The sequence below is a fragment of the Streptomyces tropicalis genome (assembly GCF_029269835.1).
In the GTDB taxonomy this organism is placed as follows: domain Bacteria; phylum Actinomycetota; class Actinomycetes; order Streptomycetales; family Streptomycetaceae; genus Streptomyces; species Streptomyces tropicalis.
Genome location: NZ_JARJBB010000031.1, coordinates 16,225 through 40,181 on the forward strand (window position 1 = coordinate 16,225; position 23,957 = coordinate 40,181).

A 23,957-nucleotide genomic window follows, 5' to 3' on the forward strand; every position below is an offset into this window, starting at 1 on the left:
TCTCGTCCCTCCCGGCGTGACGCCTCGGCCCGGGGTGTCCGGTCCGTTCCGACGCTATGCCGCGAGATGAGATGAGCGGGGGGATGTCGGCCATTTTCGACACGCCCGAGGGGTGTGACGCTGCTCTCCACAACGTCCGCGCCCGGGATTCGTGCGGCGTCCCGGGGGCCGTGGCGGCCCCCTCCCGTCCGCGCGGACCAGCGACCGCCGCCCGGTCACGGATGTCGTCCGTGCTCACCGGGCGCGGGGCAGGGGCGACGGTGCCCCCGCGAGCTATCGCGCTGATCACGCCACAAGGCTATCGCTCCGCACGGGGGGCCCGTCATGAGCCGTATGTGTACAAAACCGGGGGTGGAACTTTGACGTTCTGCACAGGGGCATCGGAACCGGAACCGTCGTATCCGGGACAGGAGTGATCCGTGTGGCCGACGGGACTGCGGACCGATTCCGTCCGGAGGGGCGCGCCCTCTTGGCAGGGCGCCCCGCAGCGGGCACGTTGCCCGGGACAGCCCACCCCCGTACGAGGGAGCGCCCCGAGATGACCCCGAAGATCCTCATCGTCACCGGCGACGCGGCGGAGTCCCTGGAGGTCCTCTACCCCTACCAGCGCCTGCGCGAGGAGGGGTACGAGGTCCACATCGCCGCTCCGGAGCGCAAGAAGCTCCGCTTCGTCGTCCACGACTTCGAGCCCGGATTCGACACCTACACCGAGAAGCCCGGCTACACCTGGCCCGCCGACCTCGCCTTCGCCGAGGTCGACCCCGGCCAGTACGCGGCCCTCGTCATCCCCGGCGGCCGGGCCCCCGAGTACCTGCGCAACGACCCCGAGCTGCGCAAGATCCTCAAGTCGTTCTTCGACACCGACAAGCCCGTCGCCCAGATCTGCCACGGGCCCCTGCTCACCGCCGCGGTCGACGGCCTGCGCGGCCGGCGCGTCACGGCCTACCCCGCGCTGGAGCCGGACATGCAGACGGCCGGCGCGTCCTTCCAGGACACCGAGGCGGTCGTCGACGGCACCCTGGTCTCCTCCCGCGCCTGGCCGGACCACCCGGCCTGGATGCGGGAGTTCCTGACGGTCCTGCGCACCAAGGCCCCGGTGACCTGACGCGGCGCGGTGCACGTCCTCGCGCGAGCCGGCCACCGGGCTGCGCGGGGGCGGCCGCCGGCCTGCGCGAGGGCGGACACCCACCTGCACGAGGGCGGACGGGGACGATCGGCGACGGACTCCCGAGCTCCCGCCCCCGCGAGCCGCTCCGCCGCGCTCAGGCGGCCAGGCGGCGGGCCTCCGCGACCGCCTCCGCCAGCGTGTCCACCACCGGGGCGCCCGCCCCCTCCAGACTGGCCCGGCCGTGCGAGCCACCCGTGTAGAGCACCGCGTGCGCTCCCGCGTGCCGAGCGGCCACCGCGTCGTCGGCCGCGTCGCCGATCACCACGGTGCGCGCCGGGTCCACCGCCCCGGCCAGCGCGCCGAGGTGGCGCACCATGTGCTCGGCCTTGCTGCCCCCGGACGGCCCGGTCCGCCCGTCGACGCGCAGGAAGTGCGTCTCGATGCCGAAGCCCCGGACCAGGGGGAGGAGGTCGTCGTGCCCGTACATGCTGAGGATGGACTGGCTGTGCCCGGCCGACGCCCACCCCGCCAGCAGCTCGGCCGCGCCCTCGGTCAGCCGGCAGCGCACCCGGTGCTCGGAGTAGTACCGGTGGAAGACCTCGTCCATGACCAGCCACTCCGCGTCGGAGGGCAGCCGGCCGAGCAGCCGCTCGTAGAACTTCGGCACCGGCACGCAGTACAGCGCCCGGTACGTCTCCAGCGTGATCGGCGCGAGGCCCAGCTCGGCGAAGGCCGCGTTCGTCGCTCCGATGATCGCGTCGTTGTCGTGGAACAGCGTCCCGTTCCAGTCCCAGACGATGTGCGCCCCTGACGTCCCCATGCCGAAGAACGTACCCCCCGCCGCCGACAGCGCAGAAGACAGCAGGTCAGGGGAGGCCGGGGTCGGAAGGCCGGCGGGCCGGGCGGGCGGGACCGTCCGGTGCGGCGGTGCGGCGGCGCCGGCGCGGGTCAGTCCGCCGGGCCGACCAGGTTCGGGATCTCCTGCGTGGCGAACCAGAGCAGCTCGTGGTCCTCGGCGCCGTCCACGACGGACTGCGCGTCGTCGTCCCCCGCGTCCGCCGCACCGAGCGCCCCGGCCGCCGCGGCCACGTCCGCCTCCGCGTCGTCCGCGTCCACGTGCACCGCGGCCGCCTTGGCCAGGGGCACCGCCCCGGCCACCCGGACCTCGCCGGGCGCGTCCGGGTCCGTCCCGCGGCCGGGACCGGCCGTCGCGGCGCCGTCGGGGACGTCCACGGCGACCACGACCCGGCGCCGGGGCGCGGCCGGGTCGGCCGCGAGCAGCCGCAGCGAGGCCAGCGCGGAGCGGCTCAGCGCGGCGTACTCCAGCTCCTCGATGTCCTCGGAGAGGTACCACTCCCGCAGGGCGGGCGTGACGGCGTACGCGGTCAGCGGCGCCGCCCCCAGTTCGCCCGTCCTGTGCGCCTCGGCGAGCCCGGGGAGGGTCAGGGGGACGTAGACGCGCATGGTGGCCGCTTTCGTGGTCGGTGGGCTCCGCAGGGGCTCAGGGCGGCGGCGGATCCCGACGTCCGGAGGGGCTTCAGGATACGTGCGGGAGTCCCCTTTCGAGCCCCCCTCCGGGGCCCCGGAGGCGTCCACCCGGCACCGTGCGTGTCACCCGGTGCCCCCCTGTTCCCCGAAGGACTGCCGGGGCCGCCGTCACCCGGATAAGTGAATTCCGGAGCCGCCTCCGGGCGGCGCCGTGCTCCTTGCCTCCGCTCCCTCCGGCCCCGTACAAGATCCCCGACAGAAAGTTACCGACCGGTACCAACCGGGCCATGTCGATCGGGGACGCCATGCACAAGGTCATGAACAGGAACCAGCGCCGCGCCGGCACCCGCCCCGCGGGCCGCCGCGATGCCGGCCGCCCCGGCGGTGTCCCGCCGCGCGTCCCGGGCGGCGCCCCGGCCCGCGCGGCGGGCGGCGCGCGCCCCCCGGGGCCGCCGGGCGGCCGTGGGGACGCCCGGACGCGGCCCGCGGACACTCGCCCGCCGACCGTGCCCGCGGGCCCCGGAGGCGGCGCCGTGGGCCGCCCGACGGGCCCCTCTCGCCCGACCGGCACGCTCCCGGCCCCGGCCGTGCGGCGCGGAACGCCTCCGGGCAGCGGCGGAACGGCCCTGGGGGAACCCGCCGGCAGGGCCGCGGACCCCGCCGGCCGCACCGCCGCGGCGGGCGGCGCCCCCGGGACGGGCCCGCGGACACTGCCGGACCCCGTCACCGCCGAGCTCTTCGCCGACCGCCTCCTCGCCGTCCTCAGCGGCCTGCGCCCCGTCCACTGGATGCTCCGCCACACCGCGGGCCGCGCCTACGACGAACTGGCCTGGCTCGCCGACCGCGGCACGCTGCGCACCCGCGGCACCCGCCCCGTCGTCCGCGACCTCGGCTGGTTCGTGCCCCGGCCCGGCGCCCTGGAGGCCTTCGCCCGCATCGGCGCGGGCGAGCAGCTGCGGGCCATGGCCTTCCGGCTGGAACGCGGCCGCGACCTGCGCTGGCGGTGCACCGCGGTGGAACTGGGCGGCCCCCGCATGCCCCGTGCGGACGACGACCGGTGACACGCCGGAGGGCCGGGCACCCCGACGGATGCCCGGCCCTCCACACCCTGCCGCCCCGCACGGAGCGGCAGGTCGTGTCACTTCTTGCGGCGACGGCCGGCCTTCGCCTGCTTGCGGCGCTCCGCGCGGGTGAGACCGTCGGACTCGGAGCGGTACGGCTCGTCGTCGGAGGCGAAGTCGCCCTCGACGATGCCGCCCTCACCGTCGACCGTGGGAGCGGAGAAGTGCAGGTCGCGCCGCTGCGGGGCGTCCAGCCCCTTCGCGCGGATCTCCGGGCGGGCGGCACCCGCCTGCGCCGGCACCGCGTCCTGGACGCCCTCCGGCACCTCCTGCGCGGCCTCCACCGGGACCTCCTCGACCTGCTGCTCGACCTGGACCTCCAGGTTGAACAGGTAGCCGACGGACTCCTCCTTGATGCCCTCCATCATCGCGGTGAACATGTCGAAGCCCTCGCGCTGGTACTCCACCAGCGGGTCCTTCTGCGCCATGGCGCGCAGGCCGATGCCCTCCTGGAGGTAGTCCATCTCGTAGAGGTGCTCGCGCCACTTGCGGTCCAGGACCGACAGGACCACCCGGCGCTCCAGCTCACGCATGATCTCGGAGCCGAGCTGGTCCTCGCGGGCCTGGTACTGGTCGAGGATGTCGTCCTTGATCGACTCGCCGATGAACTCGGCCGTCAGCCCGGCGCGGTCGCCGGCCGCCTCCTCCAGCTCCTCGATCGTGACCTTGCACGGGTAGAGCTGCTTGAAGGCGCCCCACAGCCGGTCGAGGTCCCAGTCCTCGGGGAAGCCCTCGGCGGTCTCGGCCTGGATGTAGGCGTCGATGGTGTCGTCCATGAAGTGCTGGACCTGCTCGTGCAGGTCCTCGCCCTCCAGGACGCGGCGGCGCTCGCCGTAGATGACCTCGCGCTGGCGGTTGAGGACCTCGTCGTACTTCAGGACGTTCTTGCGGGTCTCGAAGTTCTGCTGCTCGACCTGCGACTGCGCGGAGGCGATGGCGCGGGTGACCATCTTGTTCTCGATCGGCACGTCGTCCGGGACGTTCGCCATGGACATCACGCGCTCGACCATCTGGGCCTTGAACAGCCGCATGAGGTCGTCGCCGAGGGAGAGGTAGAAGCGGGACTCACCCGGGTCGCCCTGACGGCCGGAACGGCCGCGCAGCTGGTTGTCGATCCGGCGCGACTCGTGGCGCTCGGTGCCGAGCACGTAGAGGCCGCCGAGGCGCTCGACCTCGTCCTTCTCGGCCTTCACCGCCCCCTCGGCCCGCTGGAGGGCCTCGGGCAGGGCCGCGGCCCACTCCTCGATGTGCTCCTCCGGGTCGAGGCCGCGCTGGCGCAGCTCCGCCTCGGCGAGGTCCTCGGGGTTGCCGCCGAGCTTGATGTCCGTACCGCGGCCGGCCATGTTCGTCGCGACCGTGACGGCGCCCCTGCGGCCCGCCTGGGCGACGATCGAGGCCTCGCGCTCGTGGTGCTTGGCGTTGAGCACCTCGTGCTGGACGCCACGCTTGCTGAGCTGCTGCGAGAGGTACTCGGACTTCTCGACCGAGGTGGTGCCGACCAGGATCGGCTGGCCCTTCTCGTGCTTCTCGGCGATGTCGTCGACGACCGCCTCGAACTTGGCGACCTCGGTGCGGTAGATCAGGTCCGACTGGTCCTTGCGGACCATCGGCCTGTTCGTCGGGATCGGGACCACGCCGAGCTTGTAGATCTGGTGGAACTCGGCGGCCTCGGTCATCGCCGTACCGGTCATGCCGGAGAGCTTGCTGTAGAGGCGGAAGAAGTTCTGCAGGGTGATCGTGGCGAGCGTCTGGTTCTCGTCCTTGATGTCCACTGCCTCCTTCGCCTCGATCGCCTGGTGCATGCCCTCGTTGTAGCGACGGCCGGCGAGGATACGGCCGGTGTGCTCGTCGACGATCATGACCTCGCCGTCGATGACGACGTAGTCCTTGTCCTTCTTGAACAGTTCCTTCGCCTTGATGGCGTTGTTCAGGTAGCCGACGAGGGGGGTGTTCACCGACTCGTAGAGGTTGTCGATGCCCAGCCAGTCCTCGACCTTGCTGACACCGGCCTCGTGGATGGCGACCGTGCGCTTCTTCTCGTCGACGTCGTAGTCGCCCGTCTCCTCCATGCCCTTGAGGGGGTTGCCCGCCTCGCCCTTCTTCAGGCGGGTGACGAGCTTGGCGAAGTCGCCGTACCACTTGGTGGCCTGGTCGGCCGGGCCGGAGATGATCAGCGGCGTACGGGCCTCGTCGACCAGGATGGAGTCGACCTCGTCGACGATCGCGAAGTTGTGGCCGCGCTGGACGAGCTCGTCCTGCGACCAGGCCATGTTGTCGCGGAGGTAGTCGAAGCCGAACTCGTTGTTCGTGCCGTAGGTGATGTCGTGGCCGTACTGCTCACGGCGCTGGGCCGGCGTCATGTTGGCGAGGATGCAGCCGACTTCCAGGCCCAGGAACTTGTGGACGCGGCCCATCATCTCGGAGTCGCGCTCGGCCAGGTAGTCGTTGACCGTGACGATGTGCACGCCGTCGCCGGACAGGGCGTTGAGGTAGGCGGGCAGGGTGCCGACGAGGGTCTTGCCCTCACCGGTCTTCATCTCCGCCACGTACCCCATGTGGAGGGCGGCGCCGCCCATGAGCTGCACGTCGTAGTGCCGCTGGCCGAGGACGCGCTTGGCGGCCTCGCGCACGGTGGCGAAGGCCTCGGGCAGCAGGTCGTCCAGGCTCTCGCCGTCGGCGTACCGCTGCTTGTACTCATCGGTGAGGGCCCGCAGCTCGGCGTCGGAGAGGTCGACGAAGTCCTCTTCGATGGAGTTGACCTGGTCCGCGATGCGGTGCAGCTTGCGCAGGATCTTGCCTTCGCCTGCACGCATGATCTTCGAGAGGACGGACACGGGGGTTGGTCTCCTTGCCGGTCGGGCCTGGGACGGTCGGTTTTCCATGGGACGTACTGAGCAACGGCCATCGTATGCGAGGACCCCGCCAGGCCGGGAGGGCCTGCCGTGGGAGCGGTCCTCGCGGCTTTCGCTTCGCCTTCACAGGGGACAACGGACGGGGGTCGCGGATGGTGCCGCGGCGCGCGGCGAATTGCGCGAATTGTGACCGCTCGCTCACTCACCGGGAATGAAATGGCGCATCCGCACGCGGGCCGCGCAGAATCGGCCGATGGAACCCGTCACGATCACCACCGGCCGCCTCCGCCTGCGCACCGTCGGTCCCGGGGACACCGACGCGGTGTACGCCGCCGCGCAGGACCCGGACATCCAGCGCTGGACGACCATCCCCTCCCCCTATCTGCCCGAGCACGCGCACGGCTTCACGGAGCGGACCGTCCCCCGGGGCTGGGCCGACGGCTCGATGTTCACCTTCGGCGTGTTCCTGCCCGGCGGGGACCTGGCCGGCATGCTCAGCATCACCCGGCGCGGCCCGGGCGAGGGCGAGGTCGGCTTCTGGGCGGCCGGGGAGCACCGCGGCCGCGGGTACGTCACCGAGGCCGTCGTCGCCACCGCCCGCTGGGCCTTCGCCGAGCTGCCCCTGGACCGCCTGGAGTGGCGCGCCGAGGTCGGCAACGCGGGCTCCCGCGCGGTGGCAGAACGCGCCGGGTTCCGTATCGAGGGAACCCTGCGCTCGGCCGTCCTCAACAAGGGGGTGCGCCGTGACTGCTGGGTGGGCTCCCTGCTCCCCTCGGACGTCGGCCTCTCTTCGGCGGCACCCTATGTGCCCGCCCCCGCGCGCCCGCGGTAGAGGACCCCGCGCCGCCCCCGGCCGGCTCCGGAGCGGGGGCCCGGGGACGTGTCCCGCACCGTGGCGCGTCGTGCCCGCGGGGAGGAGGGTTCCGGCAGGAATCCGCAGGCCGGGCGGCACTGTCAGTGCCACGCCCTAGGGTGCGAGCATGACGACCGCCCCGCGTCCCGCCACCGGCCTGTCGGCCGACGAAGCCCGTCGCATCGCCCTGCGCGCCCAAGGTCTGCTCGGGGCGCCGGACCGGAAGTCCGGCGTCCGCGGAGTCCTGCGCCACCTGGGCGCGGTCCAGCTGGACACGATCTCGGTCCTCGCCCGCTCCCACGAGCTCGTCCCCTGCGCCCGGCTCGGCGCGACCGGCCGCCGCACCGTCGAGGACGCGTACTGGAAGGGCACCCACGCCTTCGAGTACTGGTCCCACGCCGCCTGCATCCTCCCCATCGAGGAGTGGCCGCACTTCGCCTTCCGCCGCCGCGCCTACCGCAACCGCCCGCACTGGAACCACGAGCTGCCCGACGGCGCCTACGACCAGGTCGTCAAGCAGCTCCGGGCCGAAGGCCCCCTGACGGCGACGGAGCTGGGCGGCGCCAAGAAGACCAGCGAGTGGTGGGACTGGTCCGGCACCAAGGTCGCCGTGGAGCGCGCGCTGATGTACGGCGAGGTCGTCTGCGTCGAGCGCCGCGGCTGGAAGCGGGTGTACGACCTCGCCGAGCGCGCGGTCCCGTCGGCCCTGCTGCACGACGAGCTCGACGACACCGAGTGCCTGCGGCGCCTGGTCCGCCTCGCCGGACAGTCCCTCGGCGTCGGCACCCGCGCGGACATCGCCGACTACCACCGGCTCAAGGGCGAGCAGGTCGACGCGGTGATCGCGGACTCGGGCCTGGTCCCGGTCGCGGTCGAGGGCTGGGGCAAGCCGGCCTGGGCCGACCCGGCGGCGCTGGCGACGCCTCCGCGCGGCCGCCACCGCACCACCCTGCTGTCCCCCTTCGACTCCCTGATCTGGGAGCGGGCGCGCACGGAGCGGATCTTCGGCTTCACCCACCGCCTGGAGGCGTACGTCCCGAAGCCGAAGCGGGTGCACGGCTACTTCGCCATGCCGGTACTGGCCGGCGGCCGCCTCGTGGGCCGGGTCGACCCCGCCCGCGAGGGCCGCACCCTGGTCGCCAGGCAGGTCACCCTGGACGGCGCCGCCGCCGTGCCCGCCGTGGCGCAGGCGCTGGTCGAGGCGGCGAGCTGGGTGGACTGCACGGACGTCCGCGTGGAGCGGGTGGAGGCGCCGGAGCTGCGGGTGCCCCTGGCACGTGAGCTGGCCCGCGCGCCGGCCTGAGGGCAGGGGGGCGCCGGCGGATCGCCGACCCGGGGCCCGCGCCGGATCCTGCCGGACCTAGCGGATCTCGAGGATCTTCTCGCGCATCGCGTAGACCACGGCCTCCATCCTGGAGTGGAGCTGCAGCTTCTCCAGGATGTTGCGGACGTGGTTCTTCACGGTGTTCTCGGAGATGAACAGCTCCTTGGCGATGTCCCGGTTGTTCATCCCGGTGGCGACGAGCTTGAGGACCTCCAGCTCGCGGTCGGTGAGCCGGGGCGCGGGCACGAGCCGGCGCTCGTCGGTCCGCTGGATCATCGACTTGAACTCGGTGAGCAGCTTCGACGCCATGGACGGGCTGATCTGCGACTGCCCGTCGGCCACGGCCCGGATGGCGGTGGCCACCTCGTCCGTGGAGATCTCCTTGAGGAGGTAGCCGGTGGCGCCCGCCTTGATCGCGTCGTAGAGGTCGGCCTCCTCGTCGCTGATCGTCAGCATGATGATCTTGGCGCTGGGGGCGACCTCCTTGATGGAGGTGCAGGCCTCGATGCCGCCCCGCTTCGGCATCCGCACGTCCATCAGCACGATGTCCGGCAGCAGGTCGGCGGCCTTGTCGACGGCCTCGGCGCCGTCCCCGGCCTCGCCGACGACCTGGATGTCCTCCTCGGCGGCGAGCACGATCTCCAGGCCGCGGCGGAACAGGGCGTGATCGTCCACGACCAGGACCCTGATCGGCTCCCCGCGGGGAGCACCCGCGTCCGGGCCCATGCCGACGACGCCGCCGCCGGCGTCCTCGTCCCGCATCGGTCCGAAGCTGTCCGCCATCGTTCCTCCCCCTGAAGGCTCGGCCTGCTGTGCGAATGCCATCGCCAACCCAAGGCAACAGCCCATCGGTTGGGCCGTTGCGGCCATGATTCCATGCCCGGACGCCGCCGCGGTGTCAGAGCGGTGCGCGAAGGGGTCGCACACCGGTGCCCCTGGGGGCGCAAAACAGCGCGCTCCAGGGGCACCATCGCGTCTGCCGGACGGGCGGGTCAGCCGCCCAGTGTGCCGCCGGCCTCAGGCGGGGGAGCCTGAGTGACCATCGTGTCCGTCGTCAGGTGGATGACGCCGTAGTCGTAGGCGTGCCGCCGGTAGACGACGCTCGGCTCCTTGGTCTCGGAGTCGACGAAGAGGTAGAAGTCGTGCCCGACCAGCTCCATCTCGTAGAGAGCCTGGTCGAGGGTCATCGGGGACGCGACGTGGGTCTTCTCGCGGACGACGAGGGGGCCGTCACCCTGGACCTCCAGCGAGCCGATCCGCTTGGTGGGCACCCGGCCCTCCGCGTCCTCCTGGGTGGTGAGCGTGTTTCCGTTCAGCGTCGCCGCGCCGGGGACGTGGTCGGGGACCTCGGCAGCCGAGATCCGGCGCGCCCCGCGCCGTGAGAACCGCTTGTCGTGCTGCTTGCGCAGCCGGGCGTCCAGCTTCTCCGCGGCCAGGTCGAGGGCCGCGTACGGGTCACTGGCTGCCGCCTCCGCCCGGATCACCGGTCCGCGGGAGCGGAGCGTGATCTCCACTCGGTCGCAGCGGTCGGCCTGTCGGGGGTTGGGCTCCTTGGACACCTCGACGTCGAGGCTGATCACCTTGCCGTCGAGCTTCTGGATCTTCTCCAGCTTCAGCTTCTCGGCCACGTGCTTGCGGAACCGCTCGGGCACCTCGGTCTTGCGGCCCTTGACGACGATGTCCACGCAGAACTCCGTTCCCGGATCACTCCGCTTCACAGGCGGAGCATCTCCCTTTTGCACCCGGTTCCGGTGTGGCCCGGAACCTCGGACTCGGTGACGTCCACCTCCTCCTCCCCCGCGGGCAGGATCTCCACCCGGCCATACGGGTGATTGAGGAAAAACGCAAACCCGCAGCACGGCATTCGGCGGGGACGGCCTGCGCCTTTCCCTCACAACCCGAACATATCTCGCCCGGACGGAGGACGTCACCCTCTACTGCGACGTACCTCCGTTCAGGTGAATTGACCCTCTCATCGCCTGCAACGACACAGGTCGTTCGTCAGTTCCGGTTTATTTCGAAGGAATCCGGCGGAGCCGCGACCACCGCCGCACAGAGCACCCCACCGGCGTGCCGCACACCCGTCAATTCCGGTGCGCAATACATCGACTTTGTCTCCTTCCGCCGTGATCCGATCTTCCGTTCCTCTCTGTCTTCCCGGGTGGCCGCCGCGTACACGGCCGTGTTCAGGGCACGCGCGGACTCGCGCAGCGAGGCTCCCGTCGTCATCAGGTCGTCGACGAGGACGACCCGGCCGGCGGCGAGCAGCCGGGGTGCCCCGGCTGCCGTCTCCAGGGCCCCCGTCAGGTTGTCCCGGCGGTCCCGGGAGCCGAGCCCGGCCTGGTCGGCCACGGGCCTGCGCTGCCGCAGCACCGCGAGCACCCGGGCCGGCGTCCCGGAGCACCGCAACCCGGCCGCCGCCGCGCGGGCGATCCGCAGCGCCGGATCGTGCCCCCGGGCCCGCACCGCCCGGCCCGCGGAGGGCACGGGCACGAGCAGCACCGGACCAGCGCCCGGCCACGGCCCGCACGCCCCCCGCAGGGCCGCCCGCACCGCGCCGGCGAGGGCCCCGCCCAGCGGTCCGGCCAGTGCGAGGGCACCGCGCTCCTTGTGCGCGAGGAGCGCCGCCCGCACCTCGTCCGCGTACGGCGCCGCCGCGTGCACGGCGGGCAGGCCGGGCGGCTCCGGATCGGGTCGCACCCGGCGCGGTGCGGCCCCGCTCAGCGCCGCACGGCACCCGGGACAGAGCACCGTGCGCGGCCTGCCGCAGCCTCCGCACTCGGCCGGCAGCACCAGGTCGGTGAGGTCCTGCCACCACGCGCGCATGCCTCCACTGTGCCCACCCCGCCGCCGCCCGGCCACCCCTGTGGACGACGCCCTGTGGACAACCCGGCGCACCTCGGCCATGTCATCACCCGCACGGGTGAACAGCGCCCCCGGCGATGTCCCGTCGCCCGGCCGGAGGCCCCGTTCCCGCAGGGCGGCCCGGAGCCCACTGCTCCGGACGGACCCCCGCACGCCCCTGCGGCGCCCCCGGCCCGCGCCGCGCCGGCACCTGCGACGGGGACACCCGGCCACCCCGGCCGCACTCCCCCGCGCGACCGCCGTCGGCTCACCCCGGATAGACCGGTGCCGCCCCGTTCTTGACCACCTGCTGCCACTGCGCGCCGGACGGCAGACGCACGATGCCGTCCTCCGAGTAGGCCACCAGCGGCAGCCGGTCGTCCTCGGAGGACGCGATCGACCTCACCCCGGTGAGCGCGGCGGGCGCCGGTCCGTCCGGAGCGGAGCCGTCGACCTGCACGTAGCGCATCGCCTGCAGGCCCCCCTGCTCCCGCCCGGCCACCACGAGCCGGCTGTCGCCCGCCCACGACATGGCGGTGACGTCGTCCATCTGCGGGGCGGCGGAGCGGAGCTCGAGCACCGACGCCACGGGCCGCTTCCCGTCGCCCCCGTCCCGCTCGATGCGCCCGATCTGCAGGGACCGCTTGCCGTTCTTCTCCACGACGAACGCGATCCGCACCCCGTCGGCGGCGACCCGCACCGCGCTGATCCGCCCGTCCAGACCGGGGACCTTCACCTCCAGCGGACGGCCCGCTCCCTGCTCCAGCACCAGCAGCCGCGGGCGGGCCGGATCGCGGTCGGCCACCCACAGGTCGCCGCGCGCGTCCCAGCTGGGCACGGTCAGCCGGTCGGCCTCGGTGGCACCCCGGCTCTGCAGCACCGGATCGCCCAGCGAACCGCCGGACACCAGCGACCCGACGTACAGCGACTTGCCGTCGAGGCCCACCCCGGCCGCACTGCGCTCGTCCCACGACACGGCCGCCGACCGGATCTTCTGCGCGCCCTCGCCGAGCGCGCCGGGCACCGGGTCGGCGCTCGTGCCGGCGCTGCCGCCGGCGATCCGCACGAGCCGGCTGCGGTCGTCGACGAAGTACAGGAACTCCGGCCGCCGAACCGATCCGCGCGCGGCGACGGTCTCGGCCCGTTCCTCGCCCAGGGTGCACAGGGACGAGCCGTCGGCGCGCTGGAGCTCCACGGTGTCCACCGTCGGCGTCAGGTTCCGCAGCGTGAACAGCAGCTGGGTCGCCATCTCGGCGCACTTCCCGCGCGACACCCGGGAGGCCCTGTCGTTCAGCGGGACCGTCAGCCTGTTCTGGTCGTCCGGGGTCAGCGAGGAGACGCCCTTGCGCAGTGCCGTCCCGGTCGGGAAGCTCGACCGGACGACCGGCCCGAGCCAGCTGGTGGGCCCGCGCAGCAGCGAGCGGACCACCTGCGTCGTCGCGTCGACCCGCCGTCGCACGAACACCGGGTCGGCGACCGCGGTCGCCTGCCCCTCGGAGCCGGCGCCGTTCGACGCGAAGTAGTACTTGTCGACGGACATGTAGTTCCGCTGGAAGTCCGACTGGCCCATGACCACGCCCTGCGGGAGCACGTCGATGCGCCACTGGCCGGTCCTGCGGTCGCGCGTGAGGTGCACCGGCTGGCTGTAGTCGCCGCTGAGGGGCGCGTACGCCTGCTGCGCGTCGACCCGGGCGACCTTGCTGCCGGTGAGCGTGAAGGCGTAGTCGTCGGTGTCGCCCTGCCCCGTCGCGCGGGCCATCCGGATGTCCGGGCCGCCCGCGAGGACGGTCGTGGACCGCTCGGGCCGCCACCGCTGCGAGGCCGCCGGGGTCAGGTACTGGCGGGCGGTCGCGTACTGCGGGTCGTCGCTGGTCAGGGCCTCCAGGAAGCCCTGGACTATCTCCGACGGCGGGGCGTCCTCACGCGGCGGCATGGCGAACACCCGCACCTGCGCGTCCTGGCGCGGTGTCGACTCGACGTCCCGCAGGTCCCCGTTGTCGGGCATGGAGGCGCAGCCGGCCAGCAGCACGGCCCCGCAGACGGCGTACGTCACCGCACGCAGCGGTCGCCGACGCGCGCCCCCCTCGCGCTCAGCGCCCACGAAATGCCTCCCCTTGCCTCTGTGCGCCGCGCGGACCGGCTCCCTCCGGATCCGCGCCGTCCATCGTGTCCCCGCCCGCCCGGTCAGGGGCGGGAGGAACGTCCTGCCGTCGTACGCCGGCGGCGGGCCGCGTCACCACGCGTGCGCCGCTGCCCGGCAGCGCGGTCGGGTCGGCCGTGGGCGCCGCCGCGGCCTGCCGGGGCACGATCGGGTCCCGCGGCGTGGGCGCCGAGTGCTCGCCGGTCGCCTGCGCGGGCACCGTGACCTGCTTGTCGCCGCCGCGCGGCAGGCCGGCGTCGTCCAAGCCCCGGTTGCGCCGCGAGTCCTTGGGCTCCAGCGGTATCGGCGAGCCCCGCAGCGGTTCGTCGGCGGTGCGCGGCAGCGTCAGCCGGAACTGCGATCCGCCGCCCGGCTCGCCCCACGCCTGGAGCCAGCCGCCGTGCAGCCGGGCGTCCTCCAGGGCGATGGACAGGCCGAGGCCGGTGCCGCCCGTGGTCCGTGCCCGGGCCGGGTCGGCGCGCCAGAAACGGCTGAAGACACGGGTCGCCTCGCCCGGCTTGAGTCCCACGCCGTAGTCGCGGACCGCGACCGCGACGGCACCGCCGGCGGACGCCAGCTTCACGACCACGTCCCGGCCCTCGCCGTGCTCCACGGCGTTGACGACCAGGTTGCGCAGGACCCGCTCCACGCGCCGCGCGTCGGCCTCGGCGACCACGGGCTGCTGGTCGCCGGTGACCCGGATCCGCGTGCCCTTGCGCTCGGCCAGGGGTTCGGCGCCGCTGACCACCCGGCGCACCACCTCGCGCAGGTCGATCGGCTCGGCCTCCAGGGCCGCCGCGCCCGCGTCGAAGCGGCTGATCTCCAGCAGGTCCGCGAGCAGCGACTCGAAGCGGTCCAGCTGGTCGGCGAGGAGTTCCGCCGACCGCGCGGTCACCGGGTCGAAGTCCTCGCGGGCCTCGTGGATGACGTCGGCGGCCATCCGCACGGTGGTCAGCGGGGTGCGCAGCTCGTGGGAGACGTCGGAGACGAAGCGGCGCTGCATCCGCGACAGGTCCTCCAGCTGCTGGATCTTCAGCTGGAGGTTCTGCGCCATCTTGTTGAAGGCCTCGCCGAGCCGCGCGATGTCGTCCTCGCCGGTGACCTTCATCCGCTCCTGCAGCCGTCCCGCGGACAGCCGCTCGGCGATCCCGGCCGCCATCCGCACCGGCGTCACCACCTGGCGCACCACCAGCCAGGCGATGGCACCGAGCAGCACCACCACGAACAGGCCCGCCGTCGCCAGCGTGCCCTTGACCAGGCTCAGCGACTTCTCCTCCTGGGTGAGCGGGAAGAGGTAGTACAGCTGGTACGGGTCGCCGTTGGGGTCGTTGACCTGCTTGCCGATGACGAGGGCCGGCTGGGACTCCTTGTCGCCGTCGTTGTAGACGATGCGGGTGTAGCGCTGCGCGGCCAGCGTGCTGCCGTTGACGCGGGTCCGCAGGTCCTCGGGAACGCTCGCCGTCGGGTCGACGGCGCCGGAGGAGCGCGGACCGCGCCCGGCGCCGCTGTCCTCGCCGGCCGGCAGCGTGACCACGTCGAAGGCGCCCTGGCCGCCGCTGGACAGTGACGACACCAGGTCGCTCATCCACTGGATGACGTTCTGCGAGGAGTGGCCGTCGGTGGTGCCGCCGTTGTCGCCGGTGCCGCTGGCCGCCTCGTCGGCGCGCTGCTTGGCCACCGCGAAACCGCCGGTGGCCTGGCTCTGCGAGGCCTTCACCTTGGCGTCGAGCAGGCCGTTGCGGACCTGGCCGATGACCACGAAGCCGAGCAGCAGGACGACGCCCAGCGACATCAGCAGGGTGGTGGCGACCACCTTGAGCTGGATGTTGCGTCGCCACAGCCGCATGACCGGCAGCAGCGGCCGCCGCACCCAGCGCAGGAACAGCCGCAGCACCGGGCTGCCCTGGACGCCGCCGTGCAGCAGCCCTCCCTCCAGCAGCCGAGCCCAGCGGGAGCCCGCACCCGTGCGGCCGACAGGCCGCCGCGCGCCTGCCCCGGTCCGGCCGGGCGCCGGAGCGGCACGGTCACCGGACACGTCAGCTCGGTCCGGCCTTGTAGCCGACGCCGCGGACGGTCACCACGATCTCCGGCTTCTCCGGATCCTTCTCGACCTTGGAGCGCAGACGCTGCACGTGCACGTTGACCAGGCGCGTGTCGGCGGCGTGGCGGTAGCCCCACACCTGCTCCAGGAGGACCTCCCGGGTGAAGACCTGCCACGGCTTGCGGGCGAGCGCGACCAGCAGGTCGAACTCCAGCGGGGTCAGCGCGATCGACTGCCCGTCCCGCTTCACGGAGTGGCCGGCCACGTCGATGACCAGGTCGCCGATGGCGAGCTGCTCGGGCGCGGGCTCCTCCGACCGGCGCAGCCGTGCCCGGATGCGGGCCACGAGCTCCTTCGGCTTGAACGGCTTCACGATGTAGTCGTCGGCGCCGGACTCCAGACCGACGACCACGTCGACGGTGTCGCTCTTGGCCGTCAGCATCACGATCGGCACCCCGGACTCGGCCCGGATCAGGCGGCACACCTCGATGCCGTCCCGGCCGGGCAGCATCAGGTCGAGCAGCACCAGATCGGGCTTGGTCTCACGGAAAGCGGCCAGCGCCTTGTCGCCGTCGGCTACGAAAGACGGCTCGAAACCCTCACCACGCAGCACAATGCCCAGCATCTCGGCCAGTGCGGTGTCGTCGTCGACGACAAGGACTCGTCCCTTCATAAACGACATCATCCCATTCTCGTAACGGCTGCGAAGATCCAGGTGAGGCAGCTCACTGGCCTGTGACGATAGTCGTACGGGACCGTCACTGTCTGCCCGCGGCCACCAGCCGGACGGCCGACACGGTCCGCGGGACGTCGAAAAAGGGGGTGCCCGACCCGTGCGTACGGGACCGGACACCCCTTCGGCCTCACATCCGTCCGCGGAACGAGCGGGCCGGCCGTCAGCCGACCGGCGCCCGCCGCGGCTTGGCGCACAGGTCCGCGAGCGCCTTCGCCGTCACCGGCGACACGGCACCCTCCTCGGTGACGATCGCGGTCACCAGCTCGGGCGGGGTGATGTCGAAGGCCGGGTTGTAGGCCTGGGTGCCCAGCGGTGCCACCGGGACGCCGCCACCGGCCCCGGCGACCGGGACCTGCGGGGCGACGAACTCCGTCACCTCGTACCCGGGCCGCTGCTCGACCTCTATCGACGCCCCGTCCGGGGTGTCCGGGTCGATCGTGGTCACCGGCGCCACCACGACGAAGGGCACGTGGTGGTAGCGCGCGAGCACCGCGAGCGGGTAGCTGCCCACCTTGTTGGCCACCGAGCCGTCGGCCGCGATGCGGTCCGCGCCGACCAGCACGGCGTCCACCTCGCCGGCCGCGAACAGCGATCCCGCCGCGTTGTCGGTCAGCAGCGTGTACGCCATGTCGTTGCGTGCGGCCTCGTACGCGGTGAGACGGGCACCCTGCAGCAACGGCCGCGTCTCGTCCACCCACAGCCGCCTCAGCCGCCCCGCGCGGTGCGCCGCGAGCGCCACCGCGAACGCCGTGCCCTCACCGCCCGACACCAGCGAACCGCTGTTGCAGTGGGTCAGCACCCGGTGCCCGCCGCCAGGAAGCAGCTCGTCCAGCAGGGCCAGGCCGTGCCCCGCCATCCGGGCGCTGGCGGCGGCGTCCTCCTCGTGCAGCCCGCGCGCCGCGGCCAGCGCGGCGGAGGCCGCCCGTCCGGTGTCACCGGTCTCGGCGAGCGCGGCCCGGTGCGCGGACTGCGCCCGGCGCACGCCGACGGCCAGGTTCACCGCGGTCGGCCGCGCGGCGGTGAGCGCCGCCGCGGCCTCGTCCACGTCGAAGCCGCGGGCGGCGGCGAGCGCGACGCCGTACGCCCCCGCTATCCCCAGCAGCGGCGCCCCGCGCACGGCGAGCGACCGGATCGCGTCCACCAGCGCGGGCGCGTCCGTGCACACCCTCTCGATCTCCTCGGCCGGCAGCCTCGTCTGGTCGAGCAGAATCACCACAGGCCCCTCGGGGGGCTCCTCCCAACGGATCACCGGAGTACCGGCCAGCCGGTTGTCCTCGCGGGTCTGTGCGTACTGATCAGCCATGCGGTCAGTCTGCCCCGTATCCGGCGGACAATTGAAGACGTGCGGCCCCCACCGCGGCCGATCCACGCGCGACCTCCCCATGGCACGATGGCTGCCAACCTGCCGCGCGTCAGCGGACGGGCACCGTGAAGGAGCGACGATGAACGACACTCCGGGCTGGGCCTCGCCCGGATCCACCCCGCCGGACGGGCAGGAGACCGGCACGTCCGGCCCCGCCGGCGACCGCCCCGACCCCGGGCAGCCCACGGACCGGCCGGGCGCGCAGCCGCAGGGACCGGACTCCCGGTGGTCCACGGAGCAGCCGCCGCCCGCCCCGTGGTCCGCGCCCACCGGAGCACCCGGCCCCGGCCGGGCCGCGCCTCCGCCCCCGCACGGGCCCGGCCCCCTCGGCGGACCGGCCGGCATGCCCGGCGGCCGGCCGGGACCCGTCGGCCACGGCGGCTGGGGTGGCGGCTGGGGCAGCGGCTGGGGCGGACCCCCGCCCGCGGCCAAGCCCGGCGTGATTCCGCTGCGCCCGCTCGGCGTCGGGGAGATCCTCGACGGCGCCGTGTCCACCATGCGCACCTACTGGCGCACGGTCCTCGGCATCTCCCTGGTCATCGCCGTCCTCACCGAGACCGCCGTCGTCCTGCTCCAGGGCCTCGTCCTCAACAGGACCGCGGGCAGCACCCAGGCCCTGAACAACCCGCACGCCACCCCCGGGGAGCTCACCCGCGCCATGCGCGACTCCCTCCTCAGCTCCGGGGCCGTCTTCCTGGTCTCCATGATCGGCACCGTGCTGGCCACCGCGCTGCTCACCGCCGTCACCAGCCGCGCCGTGCTCGGCAGGCCCGTCACCGCCGGCGAGGCCTGGCGCGACGCCCGCACCCAGGTGCCCAGGCTGTTCGGCCTGATCGCCCTGCTGCTGCTCATCGGGACGGCCGTCATCGCCGCCGGTGTGCTGCCCGGCGTCCTCCTCTCCGTCTCCGGATCGCCCGCGGGCGGCGCCGCACTCGCCCTCCTCGGCAGCCTGGGCGCCGGGGCCGTCGCACTGTGGCTGGCGATCCGCTTCTCCCTGGCCTCCCCCGCACTCATGCTGGAGAAGCAGGGTGTCGTCAAGGCGATGGGCCGCTCCGCGAAGCTGGTCCGCGGCTCCTGGTGGCGGGTCCTCGGGATCCAGCTCCTCGCCGTGATCATCGCGGGCATCGTCTCCGCGATCGTCGTCATCCCCTTCACCCTCATCGCCTCCGCCGTCGGCGGCGACGGCGTCCGCGGCCTCCTCGACGGCACCGCCGCCACCAGCTGGACCTACCTCGTCATCAGCGGCATCGGCGCCATGATCGGCTCCACCGTGACGCTGCCGATCTCGGCCGGCGTCACGGTGCTCCTCTACATCGACCAGCGCATCCGCCGCGAGGCCCTCGACCTCGAACTGGCCCGCGCCGCCGGTGTCCAGGGCCACTCCGCCGACGCCCCCGCCGCCGGAGGCTGATGCCGTGGGCGCGACGGGGGGAGTTGCGAGCGCGCTGCCGGCGCTCTCGAGGACGGCGGCGGACGGGTTCGCCCGGGCCGTGCTGCGCGCCCACGGCACCGCCACGCCGTCGCCGGTGCCCTCCGGCAGCGGCGCACCACCGGTGACCCTCCCGCGCGACCCCGCCCGGGAGGCGGCCCGGCGCGAGCTGGCCAAGCGCATGTACCACGAGCACGACCCCGGCCTGCTGGAACGCGCCCTCAACGCCTTCTGGGACTGGATCGGCCGGCTCTTCGACTCGGCCTCGGCCGCCACCCCCGGGGGCGCACTCGGACTCGTGGCCCTCCTCCTCGCCGCGCTCGCCGTGGTCGCCGCCCTGTGGTGGAGGCTGGGCACCCCGCGCCGCGAACCCGTCACCTCCGCCGCCCTCTTCGACGACCGCCCCCGCAGCGCCGCGGAACACCGCGCCGCCGCCGAGGCGCACGCCGCCCAGGGCCACTGGAGCCGGGCCGTCCAGGAACGGATGCGCGCCGTCGTCCGCTCCCTGGAGGAACGCGCCCTCCTCGACGTCCGCCCCGGCCGCACCGCCGACGAGGCGGCCGCCGAGGCCGGCCGCTCCCTGCCCGAGCACACCGACCGGCTGCGCACCGCGGCCCGCGACTTCGACGACGTCACCTACGGCGGCCACCGGGCCACCGAGCAGACGTACCTCCGCGTCGCCGCACTCGACCGCGACCTGGAACGCACCCGCCCCCGGCCGGCCCACGACGAGCCGGACACCGCCTCCACCGCCGACCGGGGAGCCGCCGGATGACCACCGGGGCCGCCCTCCCGACCACCTCCACCGCGCCCACCACCCGCCAGGTGTGGACCCGCTCGCGCGGCCTCCTGCTCGCGCTCCTGCTCCTGCTGGCCGGCGCGATCGTCATTGCCGGCCTGCGCTCCGGCGCCCGCCACGGCAGCCTCGACCCCCGCTCCGCCGACCCCGCGGGCAGCCGCGCGGTCGCCGCGATCCTCGCCGACCACGGCGTGTCCACCCGGGTCGTCACCACCCTGGACGCGGCCCGCTCCGCGGCAGGACCCGACACCACCCTCCTCGTCGCCGTGCCCGACCTGCTGACCTCCGCCCAGCAGTCCCGGCTGCGCGCCGCGACCTACGTCTCCGGCGGCCGCACCGTCCTCGTCGCCCCCGACACCCCCTCCGTCAGCGGCCTCGTGCCCGGCGTCAGCGCGGACCCGGCACCCAGCTTCGACACCACGCTCGCCCCCGCCTGCACGCTGCCCGCCGCCCGGCGGGCCGGCACCGCGGACACCGGCGGCGTCCGCTACTCCACCGCCGCCCCCCACGTCGACGCCTGCTACCCCAGCGACGGCCTGCCCACCCTGCTGCGCGTGCCGCGGCCCTCCCGCGGCGACATCGTCGTCCTCGGCTCGCCCGAGCTCCTCCACAACGACCGCCTCGCGCGCGAGGGCAACGCATCCCTCGCCCTGCAGCTCCTCGGCTCCCGCCCGCACCTGGTCTGGTACCTCCCCTCGCTGTCCGACACCCCGGCCGCCGGGACCGGCGAACGCGGCTTCTTCGACCTGCTCCCCTCGGGCTGGGTCTGGGGCACCGCGCAACTCTTCGTCGCCGCGGCGCTGGCCGCCCTGTGGCGGGGCCGCCGGTTCGGCCCCCTCGTCCCCGAGCGCCTGCCCGTCGCGATCCGCGCCTCCGAGACCGCCGAAGGCCGCGCCCGCCTCTATCGCAGGACCGACGCCCGCGACCGCGCGGCGGACGCCCTGCGCTCCACGACCCGCACCCGCCTCGCCCCCCTCGTCGGTGTCCCCCCGGCCCAGGCGCACGCGCCGGAGACCCTGCTCCCCGCCCTGTCCGCCCGTCTCCACGACCGCGGACAGCCCCTGCACGACCTCCTCTTCGGCCCGCCGCCCGGCGACGACGCGGCCCTCGTCTCCCTCGCCGGCCAACTCGACGTCCTCGAAAGAGAGGTACGCGGTTCATGATGGACCCGACCACTGACAACGCCGGGCGCCCTCAGGGCGCGGCCGCGGCCCGCACCTCGCTGGAGGCCCTGCGCGCCGAGATCGCCAAGGCCGTGGTCGGCCAGGATCCCGCCGTGACCGGTCTCGTCGTCGCCCTGCTGTGCCGCGGCCACGTCCTGCTCGAAGGCGTCCCCGGCGTCGCCAAGACCCTCCTGGTGCGCACCCTCGCATCGGCCCTCGAACTCGGCACCAAGCGCGTCCAGTTCACCCCCGACCTGATGCCCAGCGACGTGACCGGCTCCCTGGTCTACGACGCCCGCACCGCCGAGTTCTCCTTCCAGCCCGGCCCCGTCTTCACCAATCTCCTCCTGGCCGACGAAATCAACCGCACGCCGCCGAAGACCCAGTCCTCGCTGCTGGAGGCCATGGAGGAGCGGCAGGTCACCGTCGACGGCACCCCGCGCCCGCTCCCCGACCCGTTCCTCGTCGTCGCCACCCAGAACCCCGTCGAGTACGAGGGCACCTACCCGCTGCCCGAGGCGCAGCTGGACCGGTTCCTGCTGAAGCTGACCGTCCCGCTGCCCTCCCGCCAGGACGAGATCGACGTCCTGACCCGGCACGCCGAGGGCTTCGACCCGCGCGACCTGCACACCGCCGGCGTACGCCCCGTGGCCGGCCCGTCCGACCTGGAGGCGGCCCGCGCCGCGATCGCACGGATCACGGTGTCCCCCGAGATCACGGCCTACGTCGTCGACGTCTGCCGGGCGACCCGCTCGTCGCCGTCCTTCTCCCTCGGTGTCTCCCCGCGCGGCGCCACCGCGTTGCTGTCCACGTCCCGCGCGTGGGCCTGGCTCACCGGCCGCGACTACGTCACCCCCGACGACGTGAAGGCGCTGGCGCTGCCCACGCTCCGCCACCGCGTGCAGCTGCGCCCGGAGGCCGAGATGGAGGGCGTGACCGCCGACTCCGTCATCGACGCGATCCTCGCCCACGTGCCGGTCCCCCGCTGATGGCGCTCACCGGACGCGCCGCCCTGATCGCGGCCCTCGGTTCCGTGCCGGTCGGCATCTGGGCACCCGGCTGGGCGGGCCTGCTCGCCGTGAACGGGCCGCTGGCTCTGGCCTGCGCCTGCGACTACGCGCTCGCGGCGCCGGTACGCCGACTCGGCCTGACCCGTTCCGGCGACACCTCCGTCCGGCTGGGCGAGACCGCCGAGGTGACCCTCACCGTCGCCAACACCTCCAACCGGCGGCTGCGGGCCCGGCTCCGCGACGCCTGGCCGCCGAGCAGCTGGCAGCCGGGCACGGAGACGGACGCGTCCCGCCACGAGCTCCGCGTCCCCGCGGGCGAGCGCCGCCGGGTCACGACGCGGCTCAGCCCGACCCGCCGCGGCGACCGCCGGGCCGACCGCGTCACCGTCCGCTCCTACGGCCCGCTGGGGCTGTTCTCCCGCCAGGGCACCCACCGGGTGCCGTGGACGGTCCGGGTCCTGCCGCCGTTCACCAGCCGCCGGCACCTGCCGGCGAAGCTGGCCAGGCTCCGCGAACTCGACGGCCGGACCAGCCTGCTGACCCGCGGTGAGGGAACCGAGTTCGACAGCCTGCGCGACTACGTCCCCGGCGACGACACCCGGTCGATCGACTGGCGTGCCACGGCCCGCCGGTCCGCGGTCGCCGTCCGCACCTGGCGGCCGGAACGCGACCGTCACATCCTGGTCGTCCTGGACACCGGACGCACCTCCGCCGGACGGGTCGGCGACATCCCCCGGCTGGACGCCTCGATGGACGCGGCCCTGCTGCTGGCAGCCCTGGCGTCCCGCGCGGGCGACCGCGTCGACCTCCTCGCCCACGACCGCCGGGTGCGTGCCCTGGTCCAGGGCCGGGCCGCCGGTGATCTGCTGCCCTCCCTGGTGGGCGCCCTGGCCACCCTGGAGCCGGAACTCGTAGAGACGGACGCCCGCGGCCTCACCGCCACGGCTCTGCGTACGGCGCCGCGCCGCTCCCTGGTCGTCCTTCTGACGAGTCTGGACGCGGCACCGGTCGAGGAGGGCCTGCTGCCGGTCCTGCCGCAGCTCACCCAGCGCCATACGGTGCTGATGGCTTCGGTCGCCGACCCGCATGTGGCCCGGATGGCCGCAGGACGCGGCACGACGGACGCGGTCTACGAAGCCGCAGCCGCCGCCCAGGCTCAGACCGAGCGTCACCGTACGGCGGAAAAGCTCCGCCGGCACGGTGTCACGGTCGTCGACGCGACCCCGGACGACCTCGCGCCGGCTCTCGCCGACGCCTATCTGGCCTTGAAGGCAGCCGGCCGCCTGTGACGGCACCCGTCCCCCTCGGGGGGCGGAATGCCCCTGAAATGCAGAAAACCCCGCACCATACGGTGCGGGGTTTTCCCCAACATTAGTTCGGCGGCGTCCTACTCTCCCACAGGGTCCCCCCTGCAGTACCATCGGCGCTGTAAGGCTTAGCTTCCGGGTTCGAAATGTAACCGGGCGTTTCCCTCACGCTATGACCACCGAAACACTTTGAAACAATCAACCGCACCACACCCAATACCGGGTGTGGGGTTGTTCGTGGTTTCAGAACCAACACAGTGGACGCGAGCAACTGAGGACAAGCCCTCGGCCTATTAGTACCGGTCACCTCCACACGTTACCGTGCTTCCAGATCCGGCCTATCAACCCAGTCGTCTACTGGGAGCCTTACCCCATCAAG

General features: G+C 73.7%; 19 protein-coding genes and 2 rRNA genes. 9 read left to right on the top strand and 12 right to left on the bottom strand.

Annotated elements, in window-relative coordinates; translation table 11 throughout:
- Positions 1-538: 538 nt before the first annotated feature.
- Entirely contained in the window at positions 539-1,105 is a 567-nt protein-coding gene (locus tag P3H78_RS30385; RefSeq protein WP_276112397.1) for a DJ-1/PfpI family protein, read from the top strand.
- A gap of 157 nt (positions 1,106-1,262) precedes the next feature.
- Here the strand turns inward: P3H78_RS30385 and P3H78_RS30390 are convergent, their stop codons facing one another.
- Together P3H78_RS30390 and P3H78_RS30395 are read right to left on the bottom strand one after the other, a co-directional pair.
- On the bottom strand, positions 1,263-1,928 hold the full coding sequence (locus tag P3H78_RS30390) for an HAD family hydrolase (protein WP_276112398.1): 666 nt from the start codon (positions 1,926-1,928) through the stop codon (positions 1,263-1,265).
- Between the two features lie 128 nt (positions 1,929-2,056).
- Positions 2,057-2,572, bottom strand: a complete 516-nt coding sequence (locus P3H78_RS30395; RefSeq protein WP_276112399.1) for a DUF6912 family protein — start codon at positions 2,570-2,572, stop codon at positions 2,057-2,059.
- Positions 2,573-3,183: 611 nt separating this feature from the next.
- On the opposite strand from P3H78_RS30395, the gene P3H78_RS33630 reads away from it, so the two are divergent.
- A complete protein-coding gene (locus P3H78_RS33630) occupies positions 3,184-3,657 on the top strand; it encodes an Rv3235 family protein (protein ID WP_438828071.1) in 474 nt (157 codons plus the stop codon).
- Between the two features lie 77 nt (positions 3,658-3,734).
- Here P3H78_RS33630 and secA read toward each other — a convergent pair whose 3' ends face one another.
- On the bottom strand, positions 3,735-6,551 hold the full coding sequence (gene secA / locus P3H78_RS30405) for a preprotein translocase subunit SecA (RefSeq protein WP_276112400.1): 2,817 nt from the start codon (positions 6,549-6,551) through the stop codon (positions 3,735-3,737).
- Between the two features lie 271 nt (positions 6,552-6,822).
- Between secA and P3H78_RS30410 the strand changes: the two genes are divergently transcribed.
- Together P3H78_RS30410 and P3H78_RS30415 are read left to right on the top strand one after the other, a co-directional pair.
- Entirely contained in the window at positions 6,823-7,401 is a 579-nt protein-coding gene (locus P3H78_RS30410; RefSeq protein WP_276112401.1) for a GNAT family N-acetyltransferase, read from the top strand.
- 148 nt (positions 7,402-7,549) lie between these two features.
- Positions 7,550-8,725, top strand: a complete 1,176-nt coding sequence (locus tag P3H78_RS30415) for a winged helix-turn-helix domain-containing protein (protein ID WP_276112402.1) — start codon at positions 7,550-7,552, stop codon at positions 8,723-8,725.
- Between the two features lie 57 nt (positions 8,726-8,782).
- On the opposite strand, the gene P3H78_RS30420 is transcribed toward P3H78_RS30415, so the two are convergent.
- From P3H78_RS30420 to mtnA, 7 genes are all read right to left on the bottom strand, one after another.
- The gene (locus tag P3H78_RS30420; RefSeq protein ID WP_276112403.1) at positions 8,783-9,529 is read right to left on the bottom strand and encodes a response regulator; all 747 of its coding nucleotides are present in this window, start codon (positions 9,527-9,529) and stop codon (positions 8,783-8,785) included.
- A gap of 209 nt (positions 9,530-9,738) precedes the next feature.
- A complete protein-coding gene (gene hpf, locus P3H78_RS30425; protein ID WP_276112404.1) occupies positions 9,739-10,431 on the bottom strand; it encodes a ribosome hibernation-promoting factor, HPF/YfiA family in 693 nt (230 codons plus the stop codon).
- 316 nt (positions 10,432-10,747) lie between these two features.
- On the bottom strand, positions 10,748-11,572 hold the full coding sequence (locus tag P3H78_RS30430) for a ComF family protein (protein WP_276112405.1): 825 nt from the start codon (positions 11,570-11,572) through the stop codon (positions 10,748-10,750).
- Between the two features lie 286 nt (positions 11,573-11,858).
- Positions 11,859-13,691, bottom strand: coding sequence for an LpqB family beta-propeller domain-containing protein (locus P3H78_RS30435; protein ID WP_276112406.1), 1,833 nt, complete (start codon positions 13,689-13,691; stop codon positions 11,859-11,861).
- Positions 13,681-15,765, bottom strand: a complete 2,085-nt coding sequence (gene mtrB, locus P3H78_RS30440) for an MtrAB system histidine kinase MtrB (protein WP_276112407.1) — start codon at positions 15,763-15,765, stop codon at positions 13,681-13,683. The genes P3H78_RS30435 and mtrB overlap by 11 nt, the downstream gene beginning before the upstream one ends.
- A 1-nt stretch (position 15,766) precedes the next feature.
- Entirely contained in the window at positions 15,767-16,456 is a 690-nt protein-coding gene (gene mtrA, locus P3H78_RS30445; protein WP_003975799.1) for a two-component system response regulator MtrA, read from the bottom strand.
- 211 nt (positions 16,457-16,667) lie between these two features.
- Positions 16,668-17,810, bottom strand: coding sequence for an S-methyl-5-thioribose-1-phosphate isomerase (gene mtnA, locus P3H78_RS30450; protein WP_276112408.1), 1,143 nt, complete (start codon positions 17,808-17,810; stop codon positions 16,668-16,670).
- Between the two features lie 139 nt (positions 17,811-17,949).
- Here mtnA and P3H78_RS30455 point away from each other — a divergent pair, with 139 nt between their 5' ends.
- From P3H78_RS30455 to P3H78_RS30475, 5 genes are read left to right on the top strand one after another with little or no spacing between them, the layout of a single operon-like run.
- On the top strand, positions 17,950-19,281 hold the full coding sequence (locus tag P3H78_RS30455) for a glycerophosphoryl diester phosphodiesterase membrane domain-containing protein (protein ID WP_276112409.1): 1,332 nt from the start codon (positions 17,950-17,952) through the stop codon (positions 19,279-19,281).
- 4 nt (positions 19,282-19,285) lie between these two features.
- Positions 19,286-20,074 carry a DUF4129 domain-containing protein gene (locus P3H78_RS30460; protein WP_276112410.1) on the top strand — a complete coding sequence of 263 codons (789 nt, stop codon included), beginning with the start codon at positions 19,286-19,288 and terminating at the stop codon, positions 20,072-20,074.
- Positions 20,071-21,261, top strand: coding sequence for a DUF4350 domain-containing protein (locus P3H78_RS30465; protein WP_276112411.1), 1,191 nt, complete (start codon positions 20,071-20,073; stop codon positions 21,259-21,261). The genes P3H78_RS30460 and P3H78_RS30465 overlap by 4 nt, the downstream gene beginning before the upstream one ends.
- Positions 21,261-22,250: an AAA family ATPase gene (locus P3H78_RS30470; RefSeq protein WP_276112412.1), complete on the top strand. Its 990-nt coding sequence runs from the start codon at positions 21,261-21,263 to the stop codon at positions 22,248-22,250. Before P3H78_RS30465 ends, P3H78_RS30470 begins: the two co-directional genes overlap by 1 nt.
- Positions 22,250-23,560, top strand: a complete 1,311-nt coding sequence (locus tag P3H78_RS30475) for a DUF58 domain-containing protein (RefSeq protein WP_276112413.1) — start codon at positions 22,250-22,252, stop codon at positions 23,558-23,560. The genes P3H78_RS30470 and P3H78_RS30475 overlap by 1 nt, the downstream gene beginning before the upstream one ends.
- 85 nt (positions 23,561-23,645) lie before the next feature.
- Here the strand turns inward: P3H78_RS30475 and rrf are convergent.
- Positions 23,646-23,762 (bottom strand): 5S ribosomal RNA (gene rrf / locus P3H78_RS30480).
- A gap of 89 nt (positions 23,763-23,851) precedes the next feature.
- Positions 23,852-23,957, bottom strand: a 23S ribosomal RNA gene (locus tag P3H78_RS30485); the annotation flags it as partial.

Bases quoted from the DNA above. Each gene is read 5' to 3' on its own strand.
- P3H78_RS30470 (WP_276112412.1), top strand. From the start codon at position 21,261: ATGGACCCGACCACTGACAACGCCGGGCGCCCTCAGGGCGCGGCCGCG.
- P3H78_RS30420 (WP_276112403.1), bottom strand. From the start codon at position 9,529: ATGGCGGACAGCTTCGGACCGATGCGGGACGAGGACGCCGGCGGCGGC.
- P3H78_RS30475 (WP_276112413.1), top strand. From the start codon at position 22,250: ATGGCGCTCACCGGACGCGCCGCCCTGATCGCGGCCCTCGGTTCCGTG.
- P3H78_RS30395 (WP_276112399.1), bottom strand. From the start codon at position 2,572: ATGCGCGTCTACGTCCCCCTGACCCTCCCCGGGCTCGCCGAGGCGCAC.
- P3H78_RS30455 (WP_276112409.1), top strand. From the start codon at position 17,950: ATGAACGACACTCCGGGCTGGGCCTCGCCCGGATCCACCCCGCCGGAC.
- P3H78_RS30415 (WP_276112402.1), top strand. From the start codon at position 7,550: ATGACGACCGCCCCGCGTCCCGCCACCGGCCTGTCGGCCGACGAAGCC.
- P3H78_RS30410 (WP_276112401.1), top strand. From the start codon at position 6,823: ATGGAACCCGTCACGATCACCACCGGCCGCCTCCGCCTGCGCACCGTC.
- mtrA (WP_003975799.1), bottom strand. From the start codon at position 16,456: ATGATGTCGTTTATGAAGGGACGAGTCCTTGTCGTCGACGACGACACC.
- P3H78_RS30390 (WP_276112398.1), bottom strand. From the start codon at position 1,928: ATGGGGACGTCAGGGGCGCACATCGTCTGGGACTGGAACGGGACGCTG.
- P3H78_RS30430 (WP_276112405.1), bottom strand. From the start codon at position 11,572: ATGCGCGCGTGGTGGCAGGACCTCACCGACCTGGTGCTGCCGGCCGAG.
- mtnA (WP_276112408.1), bottom strand. From the start codon at position 17,810: ATGGCTGATCAGTACGCACAGACCCGCGAGGACAACCGGCTGGCCGGT.
- P3H78_RS30385 (WP_276112397.1), top strand. From the start codon at position 539: ATGACCCCGAAGATCCTCATCGTCACCGGCGACGCGGCGGAGTCCCTG.
- P3H78_RS30465 (WP_276112411.1), top strand. From the start codon at position 20,071: ATGACCACCGGGGCCGCCCTCCCGACCACCTCCACCGCGCCCACCACC.